The sequence below is a fragment of the Psychromonas aquatilis genome, from assembly GCF_038155185.1.
GTDB classification, from domain to species: Bacteria; Pseudomonadota; Gammaproteobacteria; order Enterobacterales; family Psychromonadaceae; genus Psychromonas; species Psychromonas aquatilis.
The window spans coordinates 1-22,035 of record NZ_JBAKAZ010000053.1 but is presented as its reverse complement, the minus strand read 5'-3'; the positions used below and the strand labels follow the sequence as shown (position 1 = coordinate 22,035).

The following is a 22,035-nucleotide window of genomic DNA, read 5'->3' as shown; positions in this document are numbered from 1 at the left end:
ACTTTTCTGTGTATTTATCTTCCCCACATAAATAAGCTCGACAAACACAACGAGAGATACAGTGATAATAAGGTGTATCAGATAACGATACTTGAGATTGACGTGATTGCGTCATAGCAACTACCCCTTAACATGTAAAACTACATTACTAAAAGATAGGAGAGTAATGATGAATCGTCAAAGTTAATGGGTGTCCTCGATCTCTACTTGCACCATGTATACGTTCGTAAGCTGATGTATACTCAGAGCTTTCTACAGAGTCATGCATTTTGGCACGGATGGGATTTAAATCAACATATGCCATGCACGTGACTAACGCATCTTCATCTAATAAAGCTTGAGACTTAAAACGCCCTTCCCAAAATCGCCCAGTGCATTCATCTTCTTTATTCGCTTTACGCGCTATAAATTCATTTAAGCAGCGCATAAACCAAGAAATATCGACTAGTCGCTCTCGCCATCCATTAATAACCACTAACGCAGCGTTAGTTTCTGCTACAGAGCTTATTTGTTCACTCAACCACCGCTCAATCAAAACTGGTTTAGAATATAATTGGCACCACCGCTCACACACCTCTTCATTAGTTAGCTGATTATTAAGTTGTTCATCAACATGTAGCACTAAGTGATAGTGATTAGACATGATTGCATAGGCGCAAATATCGATACTAAAAATAGACGCCAGATAATGCATACGCTCAATGACCCACTGGCGTCGATGTTCAAAGGACTTTTCTGCGTATATATCCTCACCGCACAAATAAGCTCGACGAACACAACGGGAAATACAATGATAGTAAGGTGTATCAGATAACGATACCTGAGATTGGCGTGACTGCGTCATAACAACTACCTCTTAACATGTAAAACTACATAACTAAAAGATAGAAGAGTAATGATGATACGTCAAAGTTTATGGGTGTCCTCGATCTCTAATTATGAATCGTCAAAATTTATGGATGTCCTCGATCTTCTCCGTCACTCGATCTTCTCCGCATTATTCCCATCACTAACCACGTTAGTGTCATCTGTATAAATACTCATAATTGATCTCGATATACTAATTGTTCGTATGAAATTAGTATTTATGGGATGATTTCAATGCAACGTACATTATATTGGGTTACTAAAGACCTACGAATTAGTGATAATTTAGCACTTGAACTAGCGAGCCAAAGTGAGCAGCTAATATGTGTTGCTGTGATCGACCCAGAATGGTTTAAGATTAATCAACAACAAGCTATTCCATTAGGTAAGAAGCGTTTTAATTTTCTGTTGCAAGGTCTACAAGCACTTAATAAAAGCTTACATAAACTTGGCCAACAACTTCACATTATTAACGGTAATACCGTCAATACCTTGAATGCAATATGCGATCAGTTCGATATTACAGATTTAGTTGTAACCAAACGACCAGGGGCCTATGAACGTGACATCATCTCAAACATACAACACAAAAAACCTCAGTTAAATTTACACCAAGTTCAACAGTTCACGCTGTTCACAGAAAAAATGTTGCCCTTTTCCTTAGCGGAACTACCTGCAAGTTACTCAAAATTTAGGAAAGTAGTTGCAGATATCACTGCTAACAGTCCAGCAACAGCAACCTATCATTTACCACCTCAATTTAGTCAACCGATAGCTGAATGCCATGACTATTGGAATGAGGGAGTCACCAAAAAAATAATACTAGAAGACACTGAAAACCAACACCAACAGCGAGGCTATGAATTTACTGGCGGTGAGCAAGCAGGGTTTGAACACCTTCAACAATATTTCTCATCATTGGCGCCAGCAAGGTATAAAGAAGTCAGGAATAAGCTTGATGGTTGGGATAATAGCAGCAAGTTATCTGCATGGATTAATTATGGTTTCATTTCAGTAAAGCAAGTGATGAACTGTATTAATGAGTTTGAGCAATTACATGGTAAGAATGCTTCAACCGAAAGTCTCTACCATGAAATTTTATGGCGCGAATACTTCCAATGGCTACATTATAAAGTTCAAGATAAGTTATATCACTTTAAAGGCTTAGCACCTTCTGCACCACTAACCTCTTTCTATCCAGAGCGTTTCAAAAAATGGTGTACCGCAAGCACTCCTTTTCCGTTGGTGAATGCCTGTATGACTGAATTGTTCGAAACAGGTTACCTCAGTAATCGAGGCAGACAAATTGTCGCAAGTTGTTTAGTCAATGAACTAAGTATTGATTGGCGGTACGGAGCTGCATGGTTTGAGCAACACCTGATAGATTACGATGCCGCGATAAACTGGGGAAATTGGCAATACATTGCTGGCGTTGGCGTTGATCCACGTGGAGGCAGACACTTTAACTTAAAAAAACAAACTCAAATACATGATCCTGATGGTGAATACCAAACAACTTGGGCTGGACATCATAACCATCAAACTGATTCACCTTTAGACTCTGTTTCCGCAGACGATTGGCCTGTGAAATAAATAATGAATAAGGCGCCTACATCGGATCGTAAAGCCATTAATCTAGTTTGGTTGAAACGAGATTTAAGGCTGAACGACCACCAGCCAATAGCTTCTGCTGTTGAATCAGGCCCTACGCTGCTTTATTACGTATTTGAACCTTGTTTAATAAACGATCCACATTATGACCTACGACATTGGCGTTTTGTATGGCAATCGATACAAGATTTAAACCAACAACTCGCTACATTTAACGCGCAGGTTTATATTTTTTACGGTGAAGCTCAAGCGGCATTAGATGAAATTCAAAAGCAGTTCGTCATTAAACAACTATTCAGTCATGAAGAAACAGGATTATTAGTTACTTTTGAACGAGACAAACAGATTAAACAGTGGTGTAAACAACATCAAGTTCCGTGGTATGAAACTCAGACTGGTGCTGTCATTCGCGCTAAACAAGATAGACAAGGCTGGGATAATCAATGGCGCAAAGTATTCAAAGATGAATTAACAGTACCAATGCTGTCTACACATAATTTATTGCCCAGCCACCAGCTAACCGAATTAACAAAGTCGGTATTACCTGGCGAGTGGATGATTAACGATAAATCAATGTTAACGGGTGGTGAGCAATGGGCGCACAAGATACTTAATTCATTTTTTGGGTGGCCGTGGGAAGCACTATCACTTCAACATTTCTAAACCCTTAGCCAGTCGTAAAAGCTGTTCACGTTTATCACCCTACTTGGCCTGGGGAAACATTAGCTTAAAACAATGTTATCAGGCTATTTTACAAAAACGTCCTGAGCTTGGTTGGAAAAAGCCCATTGATGGTTTAGCTTCACGACTTCATTGGCACTGCCACTTTATTCAAAAGTTTGAAAGTGAGCATCAAATGCAATGGCGACATATCAACCATGCCTACCATCATTTTGAGTACCCAGCACTGCATTGTGGGTTAACAGTCGAGACAAGAATTGAGCGATGGAAAAAAGCACAAACCGGCTACCCACTGGTTGATGCTTGCATGCTGTGTTTAATAAAAACCGGTTATATCAATTTTAGAATGCGAGCAATGTTGGTCAGCTTTTTATGCCATCACTTATTAGTCGACTGGCGATTAGGCGTTACACACCTGGCTAAACTGTTTCTTGATTTTGAACCAGGTATTCATTATCCACAATTTCAGATGCAATCTGGTGTAACCGGAACCAATACAATCCGGGTTTATAATCCAGTAAAGCAGTCACAGGAAAAAGATCCTGATGGGGATTTCATTAGGGAATGGTTACCGCAACTCTCTGAGATACCAAATGAAATAATCCATACTCCGTGGGAATTATCGCCAATGGAGCAACAACTTTATCAATTTACCGTGGGTGAAACTTACCCAGAACCCATCGTCGATATTGAGCAAACAGGAAAAATTGCTCGAGACTTACTGTGGGGCTTTCGCAAACGTTATGACGCGCGACATGAAGGTCAACGTATTGTCGCTAAACATGTACGTAAACGCCGCCCTGCTTCAACTAAAAGTAAAAGATAAGATGCATAAGAAACCTTTTCTACCGAGTAAGATTTGTCTTACATGCAACAAGCCATTTAGTTGGCGTAAAAAGTGGCAACTAAACTGGGAACAAGTGCGATATTGCTCAGAACGCTGCCGTCGTAATAAAAAAACTGAACAAACATAGTGTAAGTGTAAGGAAAAACAATGAAAGCAAAACAGCTTAGATTATTATTAGGTGACCAACTCAATCCATTACATAGTTGGTTTCAAAATGTCGATGATGATGTTGTTTATGTCATTGCAGAGTTAAAGCAAGAGGCAGATTATACAAAACATCATATTAAGAAAATAACCGCTTTCTTTGCCGCGATGGAAGCATTTGCAACTTATCTAAAAGAACAAGAGCATCATGTCTGTTACCTGACTTTAGATGACACAAAGGTATATGCTGACTTACCAGACTTACTGACGACGTTAGCTGCAAAATATGGCTGCGAAACAATCTATTACCAACAGCCTGATGAATATCGTTTACGCAATCAACTACAGCAGATGGCAAAACAGATAGACCTACCCATGTTTGAAGAAGATACCGAACATTTTTTATTGCCTTTTGAACAGTTGCGAGAGCATTTTACGCCTAAAAAACACGTACGAATGGAAACCTTTTACCGTTTTATGCGTAAGCGTTTTGACATATTGATGGAAGCAGGCAAACCACAAGGCGGTGCTTGGAATTATGACTCGAACAATCGTAAATCATTTAATGCTTCAGATCTTAAGCAAATACCTCGCCCACTTGTCTTTAATAATCCAGCAAAAAGTTATTTAACACGCATAGAAGATCATAACATCAATACGATCGGCGAATCTTCTGAGCAAATTGACTATCCAATTAATCGTCAGCAATCGCTACAATTATTAAACTACTTTTGTGAACATCAATTACCAAACTTTGGTAACTTTCAAGATGCAATGACAGTCAACTCACCTTATTCATGGAGTTTATACCACTCTCGTTTAAGCTTTTCCTTAAATTGTAAAATGATCACTCCTTTGGAAGTGATACAAACTGCATTACACGCATTCATACATTCTCAAGGAGTGATCACTTTACCGCAAATCGAAGGTTTTGTAAGACAGATAATCGGTTGGCGTGAATATGTAAGAGGAATGTATTGGGTCAACATGCCAGATTACTCAGAGCAAAATTTCTTATCTGCTAATTACGATCTCCCTCAATACTTCTGGGATGGGCAAACAAAAATGCAATGTCTGAAGAGCGCTATTACGCAATCTTTAGAGCATGCTTATGCGCATCATATTCAACGATTAATGATCACAGGTAACTTTTCACTATTAGCTGGGATCTCACCTGCTCAAGTAGATGAATGGTATTTAGGCATTTATATTGATGCTATCGAATGGGTGGAATTACCTAACACTCGCAGCATGGCGCTATTCGCAGATGGTGGCTGGATTGCGACCAAACCTTATGCCGCTAGCGGAAATTACGTTAATAAAATGAGTGATTACTGCAAAAACTGTCGTTATAAAGTAAAAGAAAAGATCAGTGAAGATGCTTGTCCGCTTAATAGTTTGTATTGGAACTTTATCGATCAGCATTATGATAAATTTTCTAAAAACCCAAGAATGTCCTTCCCAGTACGAAATTGGGATAAAATAAATAGCGAACAAAAAATCGCTATAAGAGAAAAAGCAGCAAATATTTTATCTAATTTAGATAAGCTATAAACAAGGTGTATTTAGATTTCAACGACCTTAACCAAAGAACAAAAAATTTAAATTCACTGTTGTTTAATCTGCTTAATTAAATCAATTTCACGCTGAATAGATAGCCTCTACTCTTTATCATGCTCAATGGTATGTAAGTTGTGTGAAGTCGCTTCTTCGATACATGGATGTACGGATTAGAATAAAACTGGATACCCATCGACTTTAAGTTGTAATTGGTTATGACCTTATTGATGGCCTTCCAACTAATGGGTGTCCACGATCTTTTCAGATACCCATCGATTTTTAGTTGTGGTTGGTTATGACCTTATGGATCACCTTCCAACTAATGGGTGTCCACGATCTTACGTTATTGATAGCCTTCCAACTAATGGGGTCCACGATCTTTTTCCACGATCTTTTCAGATATCAACATACTCAAACCTCTTTCTATGTGTTGATGTGTCATTCAAAACTTTTAAAATAATGAAAATGCCAATTTATCCAAATAAAGCAGCTAATACAAAAATCACAACAAAGAGTCCTAAAAACACCTTCAGCATTAGCCCAATATCGCTACTTCCACCTTTTGGGGGTTTATTACAGCAACTCATAACAATCTCTCCTACTAATATTATTAATTTCTTACGCTTCATAATCAGTTTAAAACCTAGGTATAACACACTGGTCAATAGTCTTTTGTAAATATTAATTGACTAGCTTAAGCCTTACCTTTAACAAAAGATCATTACTTAATCTAATTGCCATGATGTAATTAAAGTTATGGCAATTAGATATTATAAATAAGTCTTTAATAGTTTACGTTGATAAAATTCTCCGCCTTTATAGCAAAGGAGGAGAATTATAATAATCTTATAATATTATTTTTTTAACCATTCCAGCCTCAAAGTGCCCTGTAATATTACACGCAAATTCAACATTGTTTTCTCCATGAAAATGCCAAGTAATTTCTTCTGCTTTTCCTGGTTTTACCATGACTGCATTACCTGGCTCATCCTTTACATGTTGCATTTTTTCCATCATTGCATGATGTTTAAGTTGTTCTTTTTCACTACCGATCATAAATTCATGATCAATTTTACCTGTATTCATCACGACAAATTGCACGATATCATTTGGCTCAATTTTAACCTCTTTCTTAAAAGTGATTTTCATATCATCTGATAACATCACATAAACTATTTTATTTGGTTTTGCCCCTGTCGCAGGCATACCAACATCTGACATACCTGACATAGGCATATTACTATGGTCCATTTCCATATCGCCAACCCCAACCCCTTTCATACTTGAGTGATCCATCATTCCTTCTGTCATATTTGTATGAACCATTTGAAAATCAGTTTGATCTGCTACAACTGTCAATGGAGCGCTTAAAAGTATTGATACCATTAATGCTGTAATGGTTTTTCTGAGTATTTTTTCATTATGTGATTCCTTTTTTTGTTTAAGTTATCGTTAGTTACAAATGCTTTAATTCTTGGCTTTTCCAAAGTTTAAAAATGGCAGGGATAATCAGTAAAGTTAATAATAGTGCTGAGGTCATACCACCGATCATAGGAGCAGCAATACGTTGCATTACTTCAGATCCTGTACCAGTTCCATACATAATAGGAATTAAGCCAATTATTACGGTTAATACAGTCATCATCACAGGACGAACACGCAAGCCTGCGCCTTCACGGATAGCATCTAATAAGTCACTTTGTGTGATTGATTGTTTATTTTCCTGTGCATTGAGTTTTTTGGTATGCCATGCTTGATTAAGATACACCAACATGATCACTCCAATCTCAACGGCTACGCCTGAAAGCGCAATAAACCCAACACCTACGCCAATAGAAAAATTGAAACCAAGTTGATACAGTAACCAAACACCCCCTACCATCGCTAGCGGTAAAGTCGCCATAATAATCAACACTTCGCCAATGCGCCTAAAGCTTAGATATAAAAGCAACATAATGATGGCAATGGTAATGGGTACAACAACGCTTAAACGCGCTTTTGCCCGTTCCATATATTCATATTGACCAGACCACGCTAAAGAATACCCAGTAGGTAAAATAAGTTGCTCCGCAACAACTTGTTGTGCATCTTTCACATAAGAGCCTAAATCTCGGCCATCAATATCAACAAAAACCCAACCATTTGGTCGTGCATTTTCTGTTTTTATCATTGGAGGCCCATCTTCATAGCGGATATCAGCAACATCAGCTAAAGCAATGCGAGCACCACTTGGTGTCACTAAAGGCAAGCTTTGTAATTTTACAACTGAGTCTCGATAATTCTGGGGATATCGGACATTAATAGGATAACGCTCTAGCCCTTCAACGGTTTCACCTACATTCATTCCACCAATTGCTGTGGAAATAACACGCTGTACATCATTAATATTTAAACCATACCTTGCTGCACTTAGGCGTTTAATATCAATGTTGACATAACGACCACCTGCAACACGCTCAGCATAAACAGAAGCCGTCCCGGACACATTATTTAAGATAGGCTCTAAATCAGCTCCAATTTTCTCAATCACCTTCAAATCAGGCCCAGCGATTTTAATACCTATCGGCGTTTTTATGCCTGTCGCTAACATATCAATACGCGTTTTAATTGGCATCACCCATGCATTAGTCAAACCAGGGAATTGAATCAGTGCATCGAATTCTTTACGTAAAGACTCAGCTGTTACTCCCTCTCGCCATTGGTCTTTAGGTTTAAATTGAATGGTTGTTTCAATCATTGACAGCGGAGCAGGATCCGTTGCAGTTTCTGCTCGGCCGACTTTACCCCACACTGTTTTAACCTCAGGTACCGTTTTGATTAGCTTATTGGTTTGCTGCAATAACTCTCTTGCTTTTCCAATGGAAATCCCGGGATAGGTGGTTGGCATATACATTAAGTCACCTTCATCTAAAGGTGGAATAAACTCACTGCCTATTTTTGAAATAGGATAATAAGCAGAAGCCATTAATAACAATGCACATAAAATAATCACTTTAGGATATGTAAGGCTGACATTTAATAGCGGGCGATATAAAGCAACCAACATGCGATTAACCGGATTTTTATTCTCCGGTATCACTTTACCTCGAATAAAGTACCCCATTAAAACAGGCACTAATGTAATCGCTAAACCTGCCGATGCTGCCATCGCAAATGTTTTAGTGAAAGCTAATGGCGAAAACATTTTGCCTTCTTGCCCTTCTAACGCAAAAACGGGCACAAAACTGAGCGTAATAATCAGTAATGAAAAAAACAAAGGTGCGCCAACTTCTTCAGCGGCACGGCCAATCACTTGCCAACGGTTTTTATCGGTGAGCGGTGTTTTTTCTATATGTTTATGGACGTTTTCTATCATCACAATAGCCCCATCCACCATTGCACCAATAGCAATGGCAATCCCTCCTAATGACATGATATTGGCATTAACATCTTGCCAATGCATTACTACAAAAGCTGTTAAAATCCCGACAGGTAAACTTAACGCAATGACTATGGATGAACGAATGTGGAACAGGAAAAGTGCGCAAACAATAGCAACAACGATAAATTCCTCTGCAAGCTTATGCCAAAGGTTTTCAACGGCGGTATCAATAAGTGTTGAGCGATCGTATGTTGCTACTATTTCAACACCGGCAGGTAAACTGTTTTGTAAAATGTTTAATTTATCTTTTACATTTGCAATAACTTGGCTCGCATTTTCACCAAAGCGCATCACAACAACACCACCAACGGCTTCACCTTCACCATTTAACTCAGAAATACCACGACGCATTTGTGGGCCTAAATTAATATCAGCAATATCTCCCAGTAGTAAAGGCGTACCATTTTTATTCACTTTTAACGGTAATGATTGAATATCCTCAATATTAGTTAAATAACCTGATGTGCGCACCATATGTTCAGCTTCAGCAACTTCAATAACCGATGCACCCATTTCTTGGTTACCATTTTTAATTGCCCTATTAATTTGCTGTAATGTTAGGTCATAAGCCCTTAACTTAGCAGGGTCGATTTGCACTTGATATTGCTTAACCATGCCACCAACCGTCGCTATTTCGGACACGCCATCTACGGTCTGTAATTCATATTTTAAGAACCAATCCTGAATACTACGTAACTCTGATAAGTCATGTTTACCGGTTTTATCTTGCAGTACATAACTGTATATCCAACCCACCCCCGTTGCATCAGGCCCCAAAGTTGGTTTTGCCTCGTTTGGTAAGTTTGGTGTGACTTGGCTTAAATACTCTAGTACGCGAGAGCGTGCCCAATACATATCTGTGCTGTCATTGAAAATGATATACACATAAGAGTCTCCAAAAAATGAATATCCTCTTACGGTTTCGGCACCAGGCACTGCTAACATCGCCGTCGTTAATGGATAAGTAACTTGGTCTTCAACTACTTGAGGTGCTTGACCAGGGTAACTCGTTTTAATGATGACTTGCACATCAGATAAATCAGGTAAAGCGTCAACAGGCGTGTTTTTTACACTATAAATACCCGCTGCAACCAAAAAAACAGTCGCAACTAATACTAGGAATCGATTATTGATCGACCAACGAATAATGGCACCTATCATTGCTCACCCCCAAATAACTCAAGTTTTTTAAGTGAGTAATCTCCAGCTTTTTGTGTCACTAAAAATTTAACTTTTTGGCCTTCTTTAAATGCGCTTAAATCAATGTCATTTGTGATAGAAAAATTCACTTCCCCTTTCTCCCATTGCCATTCAGAAATCGGCTCGTGAGAGATACTGATCATATTAAAATCAGCCATTAACATAGAAATTTCACCCGTAGACCAAACTTCATTAATTAACTTATCTTTAATGATTTTTAAATCGAGGATTTTATACCCTCCCGACTCTGCTTTTTCGACCTCAAAATCAATACTTTGCCCTATTTTAATATGATCAAGATTGAGGGAATCAACGGCAGTAAAATCCATCACCATTCCCGGCCAATTCCATTCATCAATAGGCTGGTGGCTGATCGTCAGCATGTTATGGTCATGAATAACCCCCGTCACCTCACCTTTAGTCCAAACGCTTTGTTTAGGTTTATCGAGCCCATTTACTCTAGAAAGATCTGCTGATTGGCTCGATTCAGAATCTAATAAGAAATGAGCAGAGGTAACGACGATATTTTGTTCATTTAACCCAGCGAAGACTTCAATGCGCCCGTTCGCCTCACGACCAATAGTAATACGAGCAGAACGATATTTACCTTCCCCTTCAGACAAAACCACACGTGTCATCCCATTTGCCCTAATAACAGCAGAGTGAGGAATAGTTAATACTTCTTCACCGCTTTTAGGTTGCAAAGTAATGTTCACAAACATATTTGGTTTTAATTTGTAATCTGGATTTTCAAACTTAAGACGGAGGCGTAAAGTACGGGTGTCAGGATCTAAAATAGGGTAAACATAATCAACATTGCCTTCCCATCTTTTACCTGGAATTGCATCCAATGACATAGACGCGTCGATACCTTCTTTGATCCACTCTGATTGACGCTCAAAGACTTCAGCTTCAACCCAAACATCATCGATTGGTCCTCCACTTATAATGGCTTGCATTGGTGAGATATAACCACCTTCACGGATACTTAATGATGCAATAACACCATCTGAAGTGGCTTTAACGGCAATATTTTGTATTGCTTTTCTTTCTTTAATGATGTGTTTTATTTGTTCACTATCAACACCTAATGAGGCTAGCCTTTCTTTTGCTCCCCTTACTAAACCTGTGCGCCCACTTTGATATGCATTTATAAGATCTTGTTGTGCTTTCACGAGATCTGGAGAATAAAAAGTAAATAGAACATCACCTTTTTTTACTCGCTCTCCAACCGCGTTGATATATAATTTATCTACCCAACCTGACACTCTTACATTGGTTTGCCATAGTTGGCTTTGATCAAATGCAATATACCCAACTCTCTCGATGCGTGGAGATAAACTCGCTCTGCTCACTTTTTCAACTTTTACACCTAAGTTATTTTCGACCGAAGGATTAATAGTGACAGTACCAACTTCCTCGCTTTGGCTGCTAGCTTGCTTACTATACACAGGAACAAGTTCCATCCCCATTGGTGATAACCCTGGTTTATCGCGCTTATAATTAGCATCCATCGGAGCAACCCAATACAATGGTGTACCAGAGTTATTTTCATTACTTGAGTTAATTTGAGCTTTCATATTATGGCCCATCATCAATTGACTACTCGTAAAACCCAAAACAACTGCTCCAATTAAAGCCAATACGATAATATTAAATTTTTTCATTATTTTTCCTAAAACAGATCTTGGCTGTTGCGAGAGCCATTAGATAGAGATGAAATAGATGGTTTAACAACAGAATATTCAAAACCATCTAATAAAAAGGCTAAGTTGCTCTTGGTTTTATTCAAGTCAGTTACCAATCGCCACTTTTCCATTTCCATCGTTAACTCATCAGAAGATGCATTAAGCACCTCATCAAATTGTGCAGTATTGTTTTGATAACCTAGCTCAACGGCTTTTGTTTTTGCTTTTACTTGTGGAAGTAATGAGTTGTTATAACGCTGTAATCGCTGCTCTAAGTTATTCTTATCAACAAGCAGAGCGTTAACTTGTGCATTCATTCGAGAAAGAATGACCGCTTTATTCGACTTTGCTTCAACAACTTGGTATTGCGCAGCCGAATACGATTTGTCTTGACGTTTATCGGTAAATAATGGGATGTCCATGGTTAAATAAGCACTCATTAAATCGGAAGCTGGTTGCCCATTCATTCCATCTGATTGGCGGTGACCATACATGACTTCAACTGCAAATTGAGGGGTATAAGCTTCTTCAGCAATAGAGACTTGGGTAGTGTTTGCTTCAATTTGTAACTGTGCTATTTCACTTAATGGATGCGTACTCAACAAACTGTAAAACCGGTCCCCCTGGGTACTCGCTAAAAACTGATCAAGCTTGCTCCATGTTAATCTTGGTGTTGCACCTAAATCAGCCTGTTCAGATAACCATTGCGAACCCAGCCATTCAGATAGTTGTGAAGAGGTACGTTGTTGCATTTGTTTATTAGCTTGCAGTTTTTCATCCAGTTTACTCATTTGAATTTCAGCATTAAGTAAATCATGAACTTCACTCTGGCCAAGTGAATAGCTGGTTTTAATATAGCGCAGCATTTCCCTCATTAACTTTTTGTTTTCTATTAATATCTGATGTGCTTTTTGCTGAAAGCCTAACTCTAACCACAACTTGGTCATATTGTTTATAACATCAAGCTCACGTACTTTAATTTGAAATGCGACGCTATCTGCTTGTTGATCAAACTTTTTTTTCTTTAGGCTAAGTGTTGAACCTCGTTCAAATTCTTGCATTAATCCAATTGAAATATTGGTCATGGGATCTTGATCAAATGCAAAACTGTCAGCAGGTAATCCCCCTACTCCAAATTTTAGCTTAGGATCTTTTAAGCTACTGCTTGCGAGGCCCATTTCTCGTATGGATTGTGATTGCGCGAAAATTTGTTGTCTGTTTGCATCATTATTAAGCGCAATGCTAATTAAATCGTTTAGTGTGTCTTGTTGTTTCGAATAGAAACCAGCTGTGTTAGCAAAGGTCAGCGATGAACATATAAGGCCCATGCCACCTACTGTTAACGACAGTAAATAGTGTGTTAATTTCATTATAAAATTCCAATACATAGGATTTAGAAAAATCTAAATCGAATAAATTTCTGCACAAAAAGTGCATAAATAATTTAAGTTTGTATTAGGTTATGAAATAGGAGGTCGGTAAAGTGAGCTTGAAGGAGAGTTCAATATTGGATTTATCATTGCAGAAAACAACAGAGCGTTGCTTTTAACATTGAATAAATTGTTATCTGTTAATGTAATACTTACAAATGTAGTCATGCACTGCGCTGCAGCACAAGTATCGGAGCAACAATCCTGTAGACTGTTAGATGAATTATTACAATCTTTTACTTTACCCATGTTATCTTGCTTAATCATCTGGCTGTGCAACTTATAATCCATACTTTGCATGTTACATTGTGCAGCCTGGTGGGTAGTTGATGTAATAGACAGAGCAGATGTAGGAGACATATCCATAGCCATCATAGGTAAACCGAACGTAATAGACGACGTCAACATACAAACGATGCTGAATAACGTGATCCAAATTTTACGTGCGGAAGAGAGTTTCATAAATGGCCTATAAAAATATCACTATCAATATAATATTTCTTAATATGGATTGTCAAAGCTTTATCGATACATAATATTTATTTCCAATCATTGACCTATCCCATGCACTTCAGCTTATACCGCCCCCACCATTAGATACTCATCCGCCTTACCAATAAATGTAGCACTTGGATGTTCCACAAGTAGATCGTCTAGGCATAAAAGAAGCTAAAAATAGTCGCTAGCAGGGCTTTCAAACCCCGTAATACTTTAATAGCAATTCACATAGATAACCGTATAAAAAACCAAACAGCGAGTTATTCATTAAATCATGAGATCGATAACCTCTAATATTTTTAAATGAAAAGTTACCGAATTTAAAAGATTACTAAACATTTGATAATAATGATTAAAGAGTTCTAATATTATACCAACCCACTTTAGATCACGTTTTGTCTTAGAAATAATTATAAAATACAAGAAACAAAATGTGACCCTTTGGTATTTCTCATGTATTTGAACACCAAATAGAGTCAATTCAAAGTGGTGTTACATCAAATACTTTATGCACTCGATATACGGGTGTTGGTAATAGCACAATGTAAAAAGAAATTACAAAAGTCGCTTCATCTACCCTATCAACTACTAGTATGACAACGGTATTACTGTCGGGCAGTGTCAATGGTGAAGCAACCACATCACTTTAAATGAATTTACCTTTCCTTTACTCATAAAAATAAAGCTAGGCACCCATCGACTTTAAGTTGTAATTGATTGATTTTATAGTCTTCAATTAATGGGTGTCCACGATCTTCTTTTAATCAAGAACCAGTAAATTATGACCTTAAGTGAATATTATTCATCAAAATATTATTCATCAAAAATATTTTGGAACTTTATATTAAGGATGAAGTCTACACCTGCTTGTGGCATTGCCAGCTTGGTGAGTTTATTGGAAATAAATGATTTATATCGTCACAAAAATCAACAAAATAATTACAAAAAGGAATATGTATATGAAAGTACCTCTACTTGCCCTTTCTACCATAATAGTTTTATCTGGGTGCGGCAGTGATGGAAATAACAATGAAGATTTATCAGATAACATTTCAGGTGGGAGTAGCAATGAAGATTTATCAGATAACATTTCATCTAATAACAACTCGCTAGCATGCTATAATCCAACGTTGCATGAAGTTGGTTCATTTGTTGATTTATCTTATCAAGTTAGTGGTGATGCTTCATTTGGTTATGATGTCAATGAAATGGTCGGTGGCCCTGTTAGCTACAATGGTTACAATGATGTACTCACTATTTCAGAAGGCTCTTCTACTGTATATTTAAAACATGACGAAGATGAACAATCGGTTGCTACCTTAGGAGAGGTTGATTATGACTTCAAAACAACCTATGAACCTAACGGTATAACACTAAATTATAATTTAAATGAAGGAGAAAAAATAGACTATTCTCCAGTTACAGTCACCGAAACATCTGAAGATGGTGTCATGACTTATACCTTAGATTCATCTTTTAAATATTTAGGAAGAGAACAAATAACGATTCCTAGTGGTACATTTGATGTCTGTGTATTTGAACACCAAATAGAGTCAATTCAAAGTGGTGCTACATCAAATACTTTATTCACTCGATATACGGGTGTTGGTAATGGCATAATGTTAAAAGAAATTACAAAAGTCACTTCATCTACTCTATCAACTACTAGTATGACAACGGTATTACTGTCAGGCAGTATTAATGGTGAAGCACTCACCTCACTTTAAATGAATTTATCTTCCCTTTACTCATAAAAATAAAGCTGGGCACCCATCGACTTTAAGTTGTAATTGATTGATTTTATAATCTTCAATTAATGGGTGTCCACGATCTTTACACGATCTTTATCTTTTATGTAGAGGCATTTTATGAAATCACTATTTTTAATGGCTGTTACTGAAAATATGTGGATGAAAATTATGTAGAAAAAACATTAAAACCTATATTTATGGGGTTACACCTCATATACATTTCAATCAAAAAAAGCAATCGCTAGCACTAACCTAACGATTGCTTTATTAAATAGTAGTTTATATTTACAGTAACTTAACCCATAAATCTAAACCTATCATTTTATTTATCTGTACTATAAAACTTCTCAATTTCACTTAATTCTTTTGTTTGAGTTAAAGCTAACATCAACATAATACGAGATTTTTGAGGGTTTAATGTACCAGAGCCAATTGCATAGTCTTTGTGTGTAACAAAACCACCTCCAGTTCTTGTAGATAACACGACAGGAAAACCTTCTTTATTTAATTCTGTGACTTTATCTTTTACCGCTGTAGGAATTGATCCGTTTCCGCTACCAGCAATAACTAAGCCTTTAGCACCTGCGTCAATCAGAGCATTTATTTGATCAACTTTCATATCTTGATAGCCATATACAATATCAACACGCGGTAACTTATCTACCTTAGATACATCAAAGTTTGGTTTACCTGTCGCCTTGGCAGGCTCAAAATAGAAATGAGCAACCCCGTCTGCAAATGCACCTAAAAACCCTTGATCCCTTGCTTTAAATGTATCCAAAGAGATCGCATTGGTTTTAGTTGTGTAATATGCAGAGCCAATATAATCATTTAATAAAATCATCGCCCCTCTACCAACAGAGTCTTCACTAGCAGCAAGTTTAACCGCATTCAATAAATTCATTGGGCCATCTGCACTAATTGCAGTCGCAGGTCTCATAGCACCTACCACTACGATTGGTTTATTAGTTTGGTTAACCAAATCCATAAAGAAGGCCGTTTCCTCTGTAGTATCTGTACCATGAGTAATAATGATGCCCGATACATCTTTCTTAAGTAATTCATTGGCTTTTTTAGCCATTTGCAGCAATATTTCTGATGTTATATTGGCACTTGATGTATTAACTATCTGAACACCGTCAACGTTGGCAACATCAACAATAGAAGGCACTGCTTCAATTAATGTAGAAACAGCAATCTCGCCAGATTTATATCCAGTTACATCTGTTTTAGTTTTAGCTTCGCCTGCTATTGTTCCACCAGTACCAAAAATAGTAACCTTAGGTAAAGTATTTGCGAGAGTAGAAAAAGATAAAACCGATGATATTGCAGCTGCAATAATTAATTTGCGCATAATGTTATCCCTATATATTAAAAGCCACACAGAATGTGTTAAGTATCTTATACTTAGCATTAAACATGCCACGTTAAGAACGCCAGTAAAATAAGGGTGTAAGTGTTAAACGAGAAAAGTTTAAAGCTTATTTAGTGCGCTTTGGAGAGTAATTGCACCAAAAAGTACCCACTCTACGCTTTATAAATTTTTAATGAGAACAAACTTGTACAGAGAAAAGCTGGTGCGTTAAAACTAATAAATCAGGCCCCATAAACTTTAAGTTGTAGTTGATTTATGGCCTTCCAACTAATGGGTGTCCACGATCTTTTCCTTATCAACTACCTTGTAACGAGCTATTAAGAACAACTTTAAACGTGCGTCCAAAGTCTGAAATTACAGCTTCAATTGACGATACATCATCATCAATTAGCCCACCTTCAACTTTTACTAAATCGGTTCCAATTAACAACTCAAGCAAAGGGTAAGAGTAATCATCATTTATAAAATCAGCTAAGTCGTCGGCAAATAGTTTAGCGATTACATCACACCCTCGACGAAACTCTTGTTGTGATATTTTTTCCAGTATGTAAGCTGCAAACCACCTAGAAAGAATTGAGCATTTTTCAAGATCATTCATGTTATCAATAGTAAGCATTACCGATTGACCAACCCGAACAGATTCTTCTGAGTTTTTAGCAAAAAAACTTATAAAATCAGTTCTATCTGTAACTCCTGTTTCTTCTAATGATTCAATAAATTTTGAAACCTTAGCATTAAACATGGAGTTTTTTAGTTCTTTACTAGCTGACATTAATTTAAAAGCAGAGCCAACTACTGGTATATCTTTAACCCATCCAGATTCGACTAGCTGATCTAGTGCAACCTCGCTGTTATCAAGAACAACTTCTATTAAATTTTTATTTTTCACAGATACCTCGATAAAATAGATGGTAGTTAACGCTGTTTTAAGTGGAAAATTAGCGATGGCCAGCGCTAAGTTTTCCGGCTTGAAAACTCTTGTTAAATGGCTTTTACACCATAGTCAGAAAGTTGAATGTTGAAATATGGCTGTAATATATGTTCTTCAAACATCGCTAATTCAGAGCCTTTTACTGATGTAAAAGTTGAGTTTTCGTTAGGAGCCCACCATTTTTTAGCACCAATATACCGACTATTAGGTTTTGCGGTTCTAATCACTCTAAAAGGCCGATCAACCCAACCTTTACCCATTGAAGAAAAAATATTTGCAGACCCTGTTAGTTGCCCCAGAAGATATATACCAGTGTTGCCATGAGTTAGGTAAAAATAGTCACCAACATTAGCACCAATAAATTTATCACCTTGCGTTTCCGATGATCCTCCTTTGGCTTTTGTTTTTGAATGTACATAAACTAGTTTGTTCTCAATTGAACTAGATAACTCCTCAAAACTAAAATAGTCAGGGCTTTGTGATAACTTCCAAAATTTTGGTTTCATAGATAACTCCTTATGTCATTTAACGCCCGCTTAAACGGAGTAAAATTGTTGGTTATAATGTGTAACGAAGCGAAACCTAACCAACTGTTTTAGTTTCGTTTTAAAGCGCTTGTTAAATTACGTAAAGCGATTTGTTCAATAAGTTTTGGTCGCTGATTTGCATACCTAATAATAAATTTTAGATGGTCTTCATATAGGTCTAATTTCTCTTTATAGAAATCACCAACAATAATTGACTTACCCGAAGGTAACATTAGGGCCCCCATTGTCATTATTGAGGCGTGGCTATAACCATTATAAAAATTCTTTGCTTCTTTAAGCCACTCACGCCCCTCTATTAAACCTAAAATGTCAGCATTTGATATTACATTATCAATTGCTTTATAAGCCTTTTCGTTATTTTTCCCTTGCTCATAAGCCTTGTAAAAATTAATCTGTTTTGCTTTTTTTCCTCTATCAATTATTACATTATTCTTTATGCTAAGAAGTATTGCTAAACAAAGTGACTCATAGGAAATTCTCATGGTATTTCCCGATGCGTTAATATGCCCTTCAATCAAAAGCCTTGTTGCTGTAGCAAAAGACTCGATCGCCATAAACGTGAATTGCAGCACCCATTTAGACTTTTGTTTTTCAGGCTCATGAAAATAGTGTTCAGAGCATAATTACTTTGATCAAGTAATTTAGCAATCACAGTTATTTCTGAATCAAATGTAGAGCAGAATTCTCCTACTGATCGATCAGTGACTAAAATCTTACGGATACTTAAAATTCCATTAGCAATTTAACGCCGCGTTAAGCGGACTAAAAAAGTGGGTTATAATGTGTCGCGTAGCGAAACCTAACCAACTCTTTTGGTGCTTGTGAGTGTCTCTAATTTTGATATAGATTCTTTGAAACGTTTATCTATATCTTTGTAATCATCGCCACCCAATTCGAAGTATTTTTCATCTGCAACTTTCATAACATTAAGAGTTGCTTCTGCTAAGGCTTTAACTGACGTTTCCGTTTCTTTGATCTCTTGCAACACAAGCTCACCTTTAGCAATGGAAAAAGATTTCAGCTGGTTCATGTTTGGTAGTAGTATGCTCAAAATTGTAGATAATGTTATTAGCACCATGAAAGATGCCTCAGAGAGATTAGAATAGGATTTTAACCAAAGAGATAAATACCCAAAAACCAAAAAAAACACAATAACAATGATAGGTTTCTTTATAGCAGTAAGATTGGCTTTATAATTTTTGGTACAAGTCATTTTGATAATACCTTTTGTATAATAAAACGTGAAGTAACAATAAAAGCATATTAAACAGAATAATTCCATATTTATGGTGGATATACGGAATATTTTATATTTGTAAAAATATACGCTTTTGAAGCACAAAAACAATATGTTACATAAAAAATAAAAAATTAGTCATGTGGATAGATAGAATTATTCCGTATTAACAACAGAAATACGGAATCAATTAAAAAATGCAATGTTAAAAGTAAAAATGAAGTAATGATCGTGTGAAGTTGGAATGATAAACAAATACAGCGACTACGACTCCTACGTTGACCTTTCCTAATTCATTAAGGTATTTTAGTAAAGCCAAACAAGATGGCAGCATAGTTATATGGGCGGGCTAAGCTCTGCGAGCCCTTTGCACGTCCGAAACGGTACGTTTAAAATGAATGGATTAGAAAATAAAAATAAAGCTGGACACCCATCGACTTTAAGTTGTAATTGATTTTATGACCTTCCAATTAATGGGTGTCCACGACCTTTCACCAATTGATTTTATGACCTTCCAATTAATGGGTGTCCACGACCTTTCACCACTACATTTTGACAATTTTTAAAGCGTCTTCATAACCTGAATTTGCTTCTATGTACTGCTTAATAAGGCTTCTATTTCCAGGGGTAATATTTGACCAGCCAACACTCCATGCATTATAAGCATGCCATGAATAGCCTATTCGCAATTCACAACTCATTGTTTCCATTGAACGTTTTACTGAAATTAAGTAAATATCTTCCATAGAAGAACCTTTTACATCTAATATACTTGCTAAATATATTAGCCAATTTGCTAAATGGACATACTGATCCCAAGCGTTATTTTCATGCGTTAATTCTGTTTTAAACTCAATTATTTTACCTAATGCCTCCACAACTCTCTCATTCTTAACACTAAAACCAGCAGCTCCAATTGAAGATATAACCTCATAGAAAGAGTTTTGTACTGCTAAAAATTCTTTCTTATATAAATGATTTTCTAAAATAACTTTTTTTATGTTATTTACAGACGTTTCAATGCATTTCTCAGCTTCTGGTAATTTTGCATTTAACAATTTAAAGAAATCAATAACATCAAGATTATCTAGAACTCTTATCCCATAGCAATGCGAATAATAATCTTTAACTTGCTGTACCACTGGTAAACGAGAGACTAAAAAAATATTTGAGCTAACGACATGGTTTCTAGAAAACCCCTTATAATCACTGATTATTGCCTTTAAGTTCGTATCTCCAAGGGAGTAACCAAGTATAACGACTGTATTTTCATGTAAAACAGTACTTAGCTTTCTAGAAAAATACGACTCTCCATTTAAAAATTTGAAGTAGTCATCTGATGTAATGACCATATTACTCGGTGAATCAATAGAGCCATGGACGTGATAGACTTTAGTTCTTGACAAAGATCGAGGAATTGGCAAGCCGGGGGCTATTGAATGACAGTCAGATTCACTTGTAAGTACCTCTAATAACTTATCATAATTCGTTGTGATAGCTCGAAAAGCTCGTTTTGACGTAAACTCTTTTATAGCTCCAATATCCCCAGATACCCTTACTTTTCCAATTAGACGAGCCACTTCAGTATGAATATCCATTCCAACACTAGAAAGCTCGATTGCAATAACTTGAGCACTTTCTTCTAAAGTTAGAGGGTTCTCCCCCTTTTCAGGAAAGAGTGCCTCTTTTAATTCTTTACTGTTAGGTAAAAAATCAACAAGTTCTTGTAACAAACCTTGCCAGCTAGGAGCATCACCATTAGATACTGCTTTTGAAAAACCAGTTCCCGTAAAAAAACAAATTCTATTTGATGCTGCTGCGTAAGCTATTTCAAACATTTCACTCAAATGTGACCTCCTTATAAATTGTTATAACGAGGCTGTAGAATTTCTCAAATTCAGCCCGATTATTTAAAATAAAATAAACATTAATTCATATTTAGTTGAGATTCCAATAGATAATTCGGATTTTCAATAAATGATTGATTAATTTGAGTTGTAAAGAGGTATATGAGGTTAATCAGGCTGGATTATTGTGATTTAAGGGCTTAGCCCCTGGCTTAATGTAAATTATTCCTTAACTTCTCTATATTATGAACGAGACGTCAGAATGTTAACAATATAAAAAATAACGTTACACATTGCGGCTAGGTCAATCCCCCCCCCCGTTGAGTTTTTCTGAATCAATGGCTGCCTTTAGCAAGCTAAGGCATGGATGCCGTTGCTAGCTCAGTTCGCCACATGGAT

General features: G+C 36.8%; 17 protein-coding genes and 1 pseudogene. 6 read left to right on the top strand and 12 right to left on the bottom strand.

Annotation, left to right across the window (positions count from 1 at the left end; all coding sequences use genetic code 11):
• Positions 1-175: 175 nt before the first annotated feature.
• Positions 176-844 (bottom strand): annotated as a pseudogene (locus V6256_RS12355) (transposase); the annotation flags it as partial.
• A 257-nt stretch (positions 845-1,101) separates the two neighbouring features.
• Here V6256_RS12355 and V6256_RS12350 point away from each other — a divergent pair.
• The 5 genes from V6256_RS12350 to V6256_RS12330 are packed head-to-tail and all read left to right on the top strand — an operon-like array spanning position 1,102 to position 5,704.
• Positions 1,102-2,460: a DASH family cryptochrome gene (locus V6256_RS12350; RefSeq protein ID WP_341598527.1), complete on the top strand. Its 1,359-nt coding sequence runs from the start codon at positions 1,102-1,104 to the stop codon at positions 2,458-2,460.
• A 3-nt stretch (positions 2,461-2,463) separates the two neighbouring features.
• Positions 2,464-3,141, top strand: coding sequence for a deoxyribodipyrimidine photo-lyase (locus V6256_RS12345; protein ID WP_341598526.1), 678 nt, complete (start codon positions 2,464-2,466; stop codon positions 3,139-3,141).
• A 43-nt stretch (positions 3,142-3,184) separates the two neighbouring features.
• Entirely contained in the window at positions 3,185-3,985 is an 801-nt protein-coding gene (locus V6256_RS12340; RefSeq protein WP_341598525.1) for an FAD-binding domain-containing protein, read from the top strand.
• 1 nt (position 3,986) lies between these two features.
• Entirely contained in the window at positions 3,987-4,133 is a 147-nt protein-coding gene (locus V6256_RS12335) for a DUF2256 domain-containing protein (RefSeq protein WP_341598524.1), read from the top strand.
• 20 nt (positions 4,134-4,153) lie between these two features.
• The gene (locus tag V6256_RS12330; protein ID WP_341598523.1) at positions 4,154-5,704 is read left to right on the top strand and encodes a cryptochrome/photolyase family protein; all 1,551 of its coding nucleotides are present in this window, start codon (positions 4,154-4,156) and stop codon (positions 5,702-5,704) included.
• A gap of 852 nt (positions 5,705-6,556) precedes the next feature.
• Here the strand turns inward: V6256_RS12330 and copI are convergent.
• The 5 genes from copI to V6256_RS12305 form a co-directional block, all read right to left on the bottom strand.
• Positions 6,557-7,108, bottom strand: a complete 552-nt coding sequence (gene copI, locus V6256_RS12325; RefSeq protein ID WP_424141064.1) for a copper-resistant cuproprotein CopI — start codon at positions 7,106-7,108, stop codon at positions 6,557-6,559.
• Between the two features lie 58 nt (positions 7,109-7,166).
• Positions 7,167-10,292 carry an efflux RND transporter permease subunit gene (locus tag V6256_RS12320; protein ID WP_341598521.1) on the bottom strand — a complete coding sequence of 1,042 codons (3,126 nt, stop codon included), beginning with the start codon at positions 10,290-10,292 and terminating at the stop codon, positions 7,167-7,169.
• Positions 10,289-11,998, bottom strand: a complete 1,710-nt coding sequence (locus V6256_RS12315; protein ID WP_341598520.1) for a copper-binding protein — start codon at positions 11,996-11,998, stop codon at positions 10,289-10,291. The genes V6256_RS12320 and V6256_RS12315 overlap by 4 nt, the downstream gene beginning before the upstream one ends.
• Positions 11,999-12,006: 8 nt before the next feature.
• On the bottom strand, positions 12,007-13,389 hold the full coding sequence (locus V6256_RS12310; RefSeq protein WP_341598519.1) for a TolC family protein: 1,383 nt from the start codon (positions 13,387-13,389) through the stop codon (positions 12,007-12,009).
• Positions 13,390-13,479: 90 nt separating this feature from the next.
• Positions 13,480-13,911 (bottom strand): hypothetical protein, encoded by a 432-nt coding sequence (locus V6256_RS12305; RefSeq protein ID WP_341598518.1) that lies wholly within the window; start codon positions 13,909-13,911, stop codon positions 13,480-13,482.
• Positions 13,912-14,906: 995 nt separating this feature from the next.
• Here V6256_RS12305 and V6256_RS12300 point away from each other — a divergent pair.
• Complete coding sequence (locus V6256_RS12300) at positions 14,907-15,674, top strand: hypothetical protein (RefSeq protein WP_341598517.1); 768 nt, start codon at positions 14,907-14,909, stop codon at positions 15,672-15,674.
• A 346-nt stretch (positions 15,675-16,020) separates the two neighbouring features.
• Here V6256_RS12300 and V6256_RS12295 read toward each other — a convergent pair whose 3' ends face one another.
• The 6 genes from V6256_RS12295 to V6256_RS12270 all read right to left on the bottom strand — a co-directional run bounded on the left by V6256_RS12295 (position 16,021) and on the right by V6256_RS12270 (position 21,627).
• A complete protein-coding gene (locus tag V6256_RS12295; RefSeq protein WP_341598516.1) occupies positions 16,021-17,052 on the bottom strand; it encodes a type II asparaginase in 1,032 nt (343 codons plus the stop codon).
• A gap of 316 nt (positions 17,053-17,368) precedes the next feature.
• Entirely contained in the window at positions 17,369-17,962 is a 594-nt protein-coding gene (locus V6256_RS12290; RefSeq protein ID WP_341598515.1) for a hypothetical protein, read from the bottom strand.
• A gap of 92 nt (positions 17,963-18,054) precedes the next feature.
• A complete protein-coding gene (locus V6256_RS12285; protein WP_341598514.1) occupies positions 18,055-18,510 on the bottom strand; it encodes a hypothetical protein in 456 nt (151 codons plus the stop codon).
• A gap of 89 nt (positions 18,511-18,599) precedes the next feature.
• Entirely contained in the window at positions 18,600-19,034 is a 435-nt protein-coding gene (locus V6256_RS12280; protein WP_341598513.1) for a hypothetical protein, read from the bottom strand.
• A gap of 317 nt (positions 19,035-19,351) precedes the next feature.
• Positions 19,352-19,765 carry a hypothetical protein gene (locus tag V6256_RS12275; protein ID WP_341598512.1) on the bottom strand — a complete coding sequence of 138 codons (414 nt, stop codon included), beginning with the start codon at positions 19,763-19,765 and terminating at the stop codon, positions 19,352-19,354.
• Between the two features lie 569 nt (positions 19,766-20,334).
• Positions 20,335-21,627 (bottom strand): SIR2 family NAD-dependent protein deacylase, encoded by a 1,293-nt coding sequence (locus V6256_RS12270; protein WP_341598529.1) that lies wholly within the window; start codon positions 21,625-21,627, stop codon positions 20,335-20,337.
• Positions 21,628-22,035 lie beyond the last annotated feature (408 nt).

Coding starts and splice junctions, on each gene's coding strand:
- V6256_RS12350 (WP_341598527.1), top strand. CDS start 1,102: ATGCAACGTACATTATATTGGGTTACTAAAGACCTACGAATTAGTGAT.
- V6256_RS12345 (WP_341598526.1), top strand. CDS start 2,464: ATGAATAAGGCGCCTACATCGGATCGTAAAGCCATTAATCTAGTTTGG.
- V6256_RS12335 (WP_341598524.1), top strand. CDS start 3,987: ATGCATAAGAAACCTTTTCTACCGAGTAAGATTTGTCTTACATGCAAC.
- V6256_RS12330 (WP_341598523.1), top strand. CDS start 4,154: ATGAAAGCAAAACAGCTTAGATTATTATTAGGTGACCAACTCAATCCA.
- V6256_RS12320 (WP_341598521.1), bottom strand. CDS start 10,292: ATGATAGGTGCCATTATTCGTTGGTCGATCAATAATCGATTCCTAGTA.
- V6256_RS12315 (WP_341598520.1), bottom strand. CDS start 11,998: ATGAAAAAATTTAATATTATCGTATTGGCTTTAATTGGAGCAGTTGTT.
- V6256_RS12310 (WP_341598519.1), bottom strand. CDS start 13,389: ATGAAATTAACACACTATTTACTGTCGTTAACAGTAGGTGGCATGGGC.
- V6256_RS12305 (WP_341598518.1), bottom strand. CDS start 13,911: ATGAAACTCTCTTCCGCACGTAAAATTTGGATCACGTTATTCAGCATC.
- V6256_RS12300 (WP_341598517.1), top strand. CDS start 14,907: ATGAAAGTACCTCTACTTGCCCTTTCTACCATAATAGTTTTATCTGGG.
- V6256_RS12295 (WP_341598516.1), bottom strand. CDS start 17,052: ATGCGCAAATTAATTATTGCAGCTGCAATATCATCGGTTTTATCTTTT.
- V6256_RS12285 (WP_341598514.1), bottom strand. CDS start 18,510: ATGAAACCAAAATTTTGGAAGTTATCACAAAGCCCTGACTATTTTAGT.
- V6256_RS12280 (WP_341598513.1), bottom strand. CDS start 19,034: ATGAGAATTTCCTATGAGTCACTTTGTTTAGCAATACTTCTTAGCATA.
- V6256_RS12275 (WP_341598512.1), bottom strand. CDS start 19,765: ATGACTTGTACCAAAAATTATAAAGCCAATCTTACTGCTATAAAGAAA.
- V6256_RS12270 (WP_341598529.1), bottom strand. CDS start 21,627: ATGTTTGAAATAGCTTACGCAGCAGCATCAAATAGAATTTGTTTTTTT.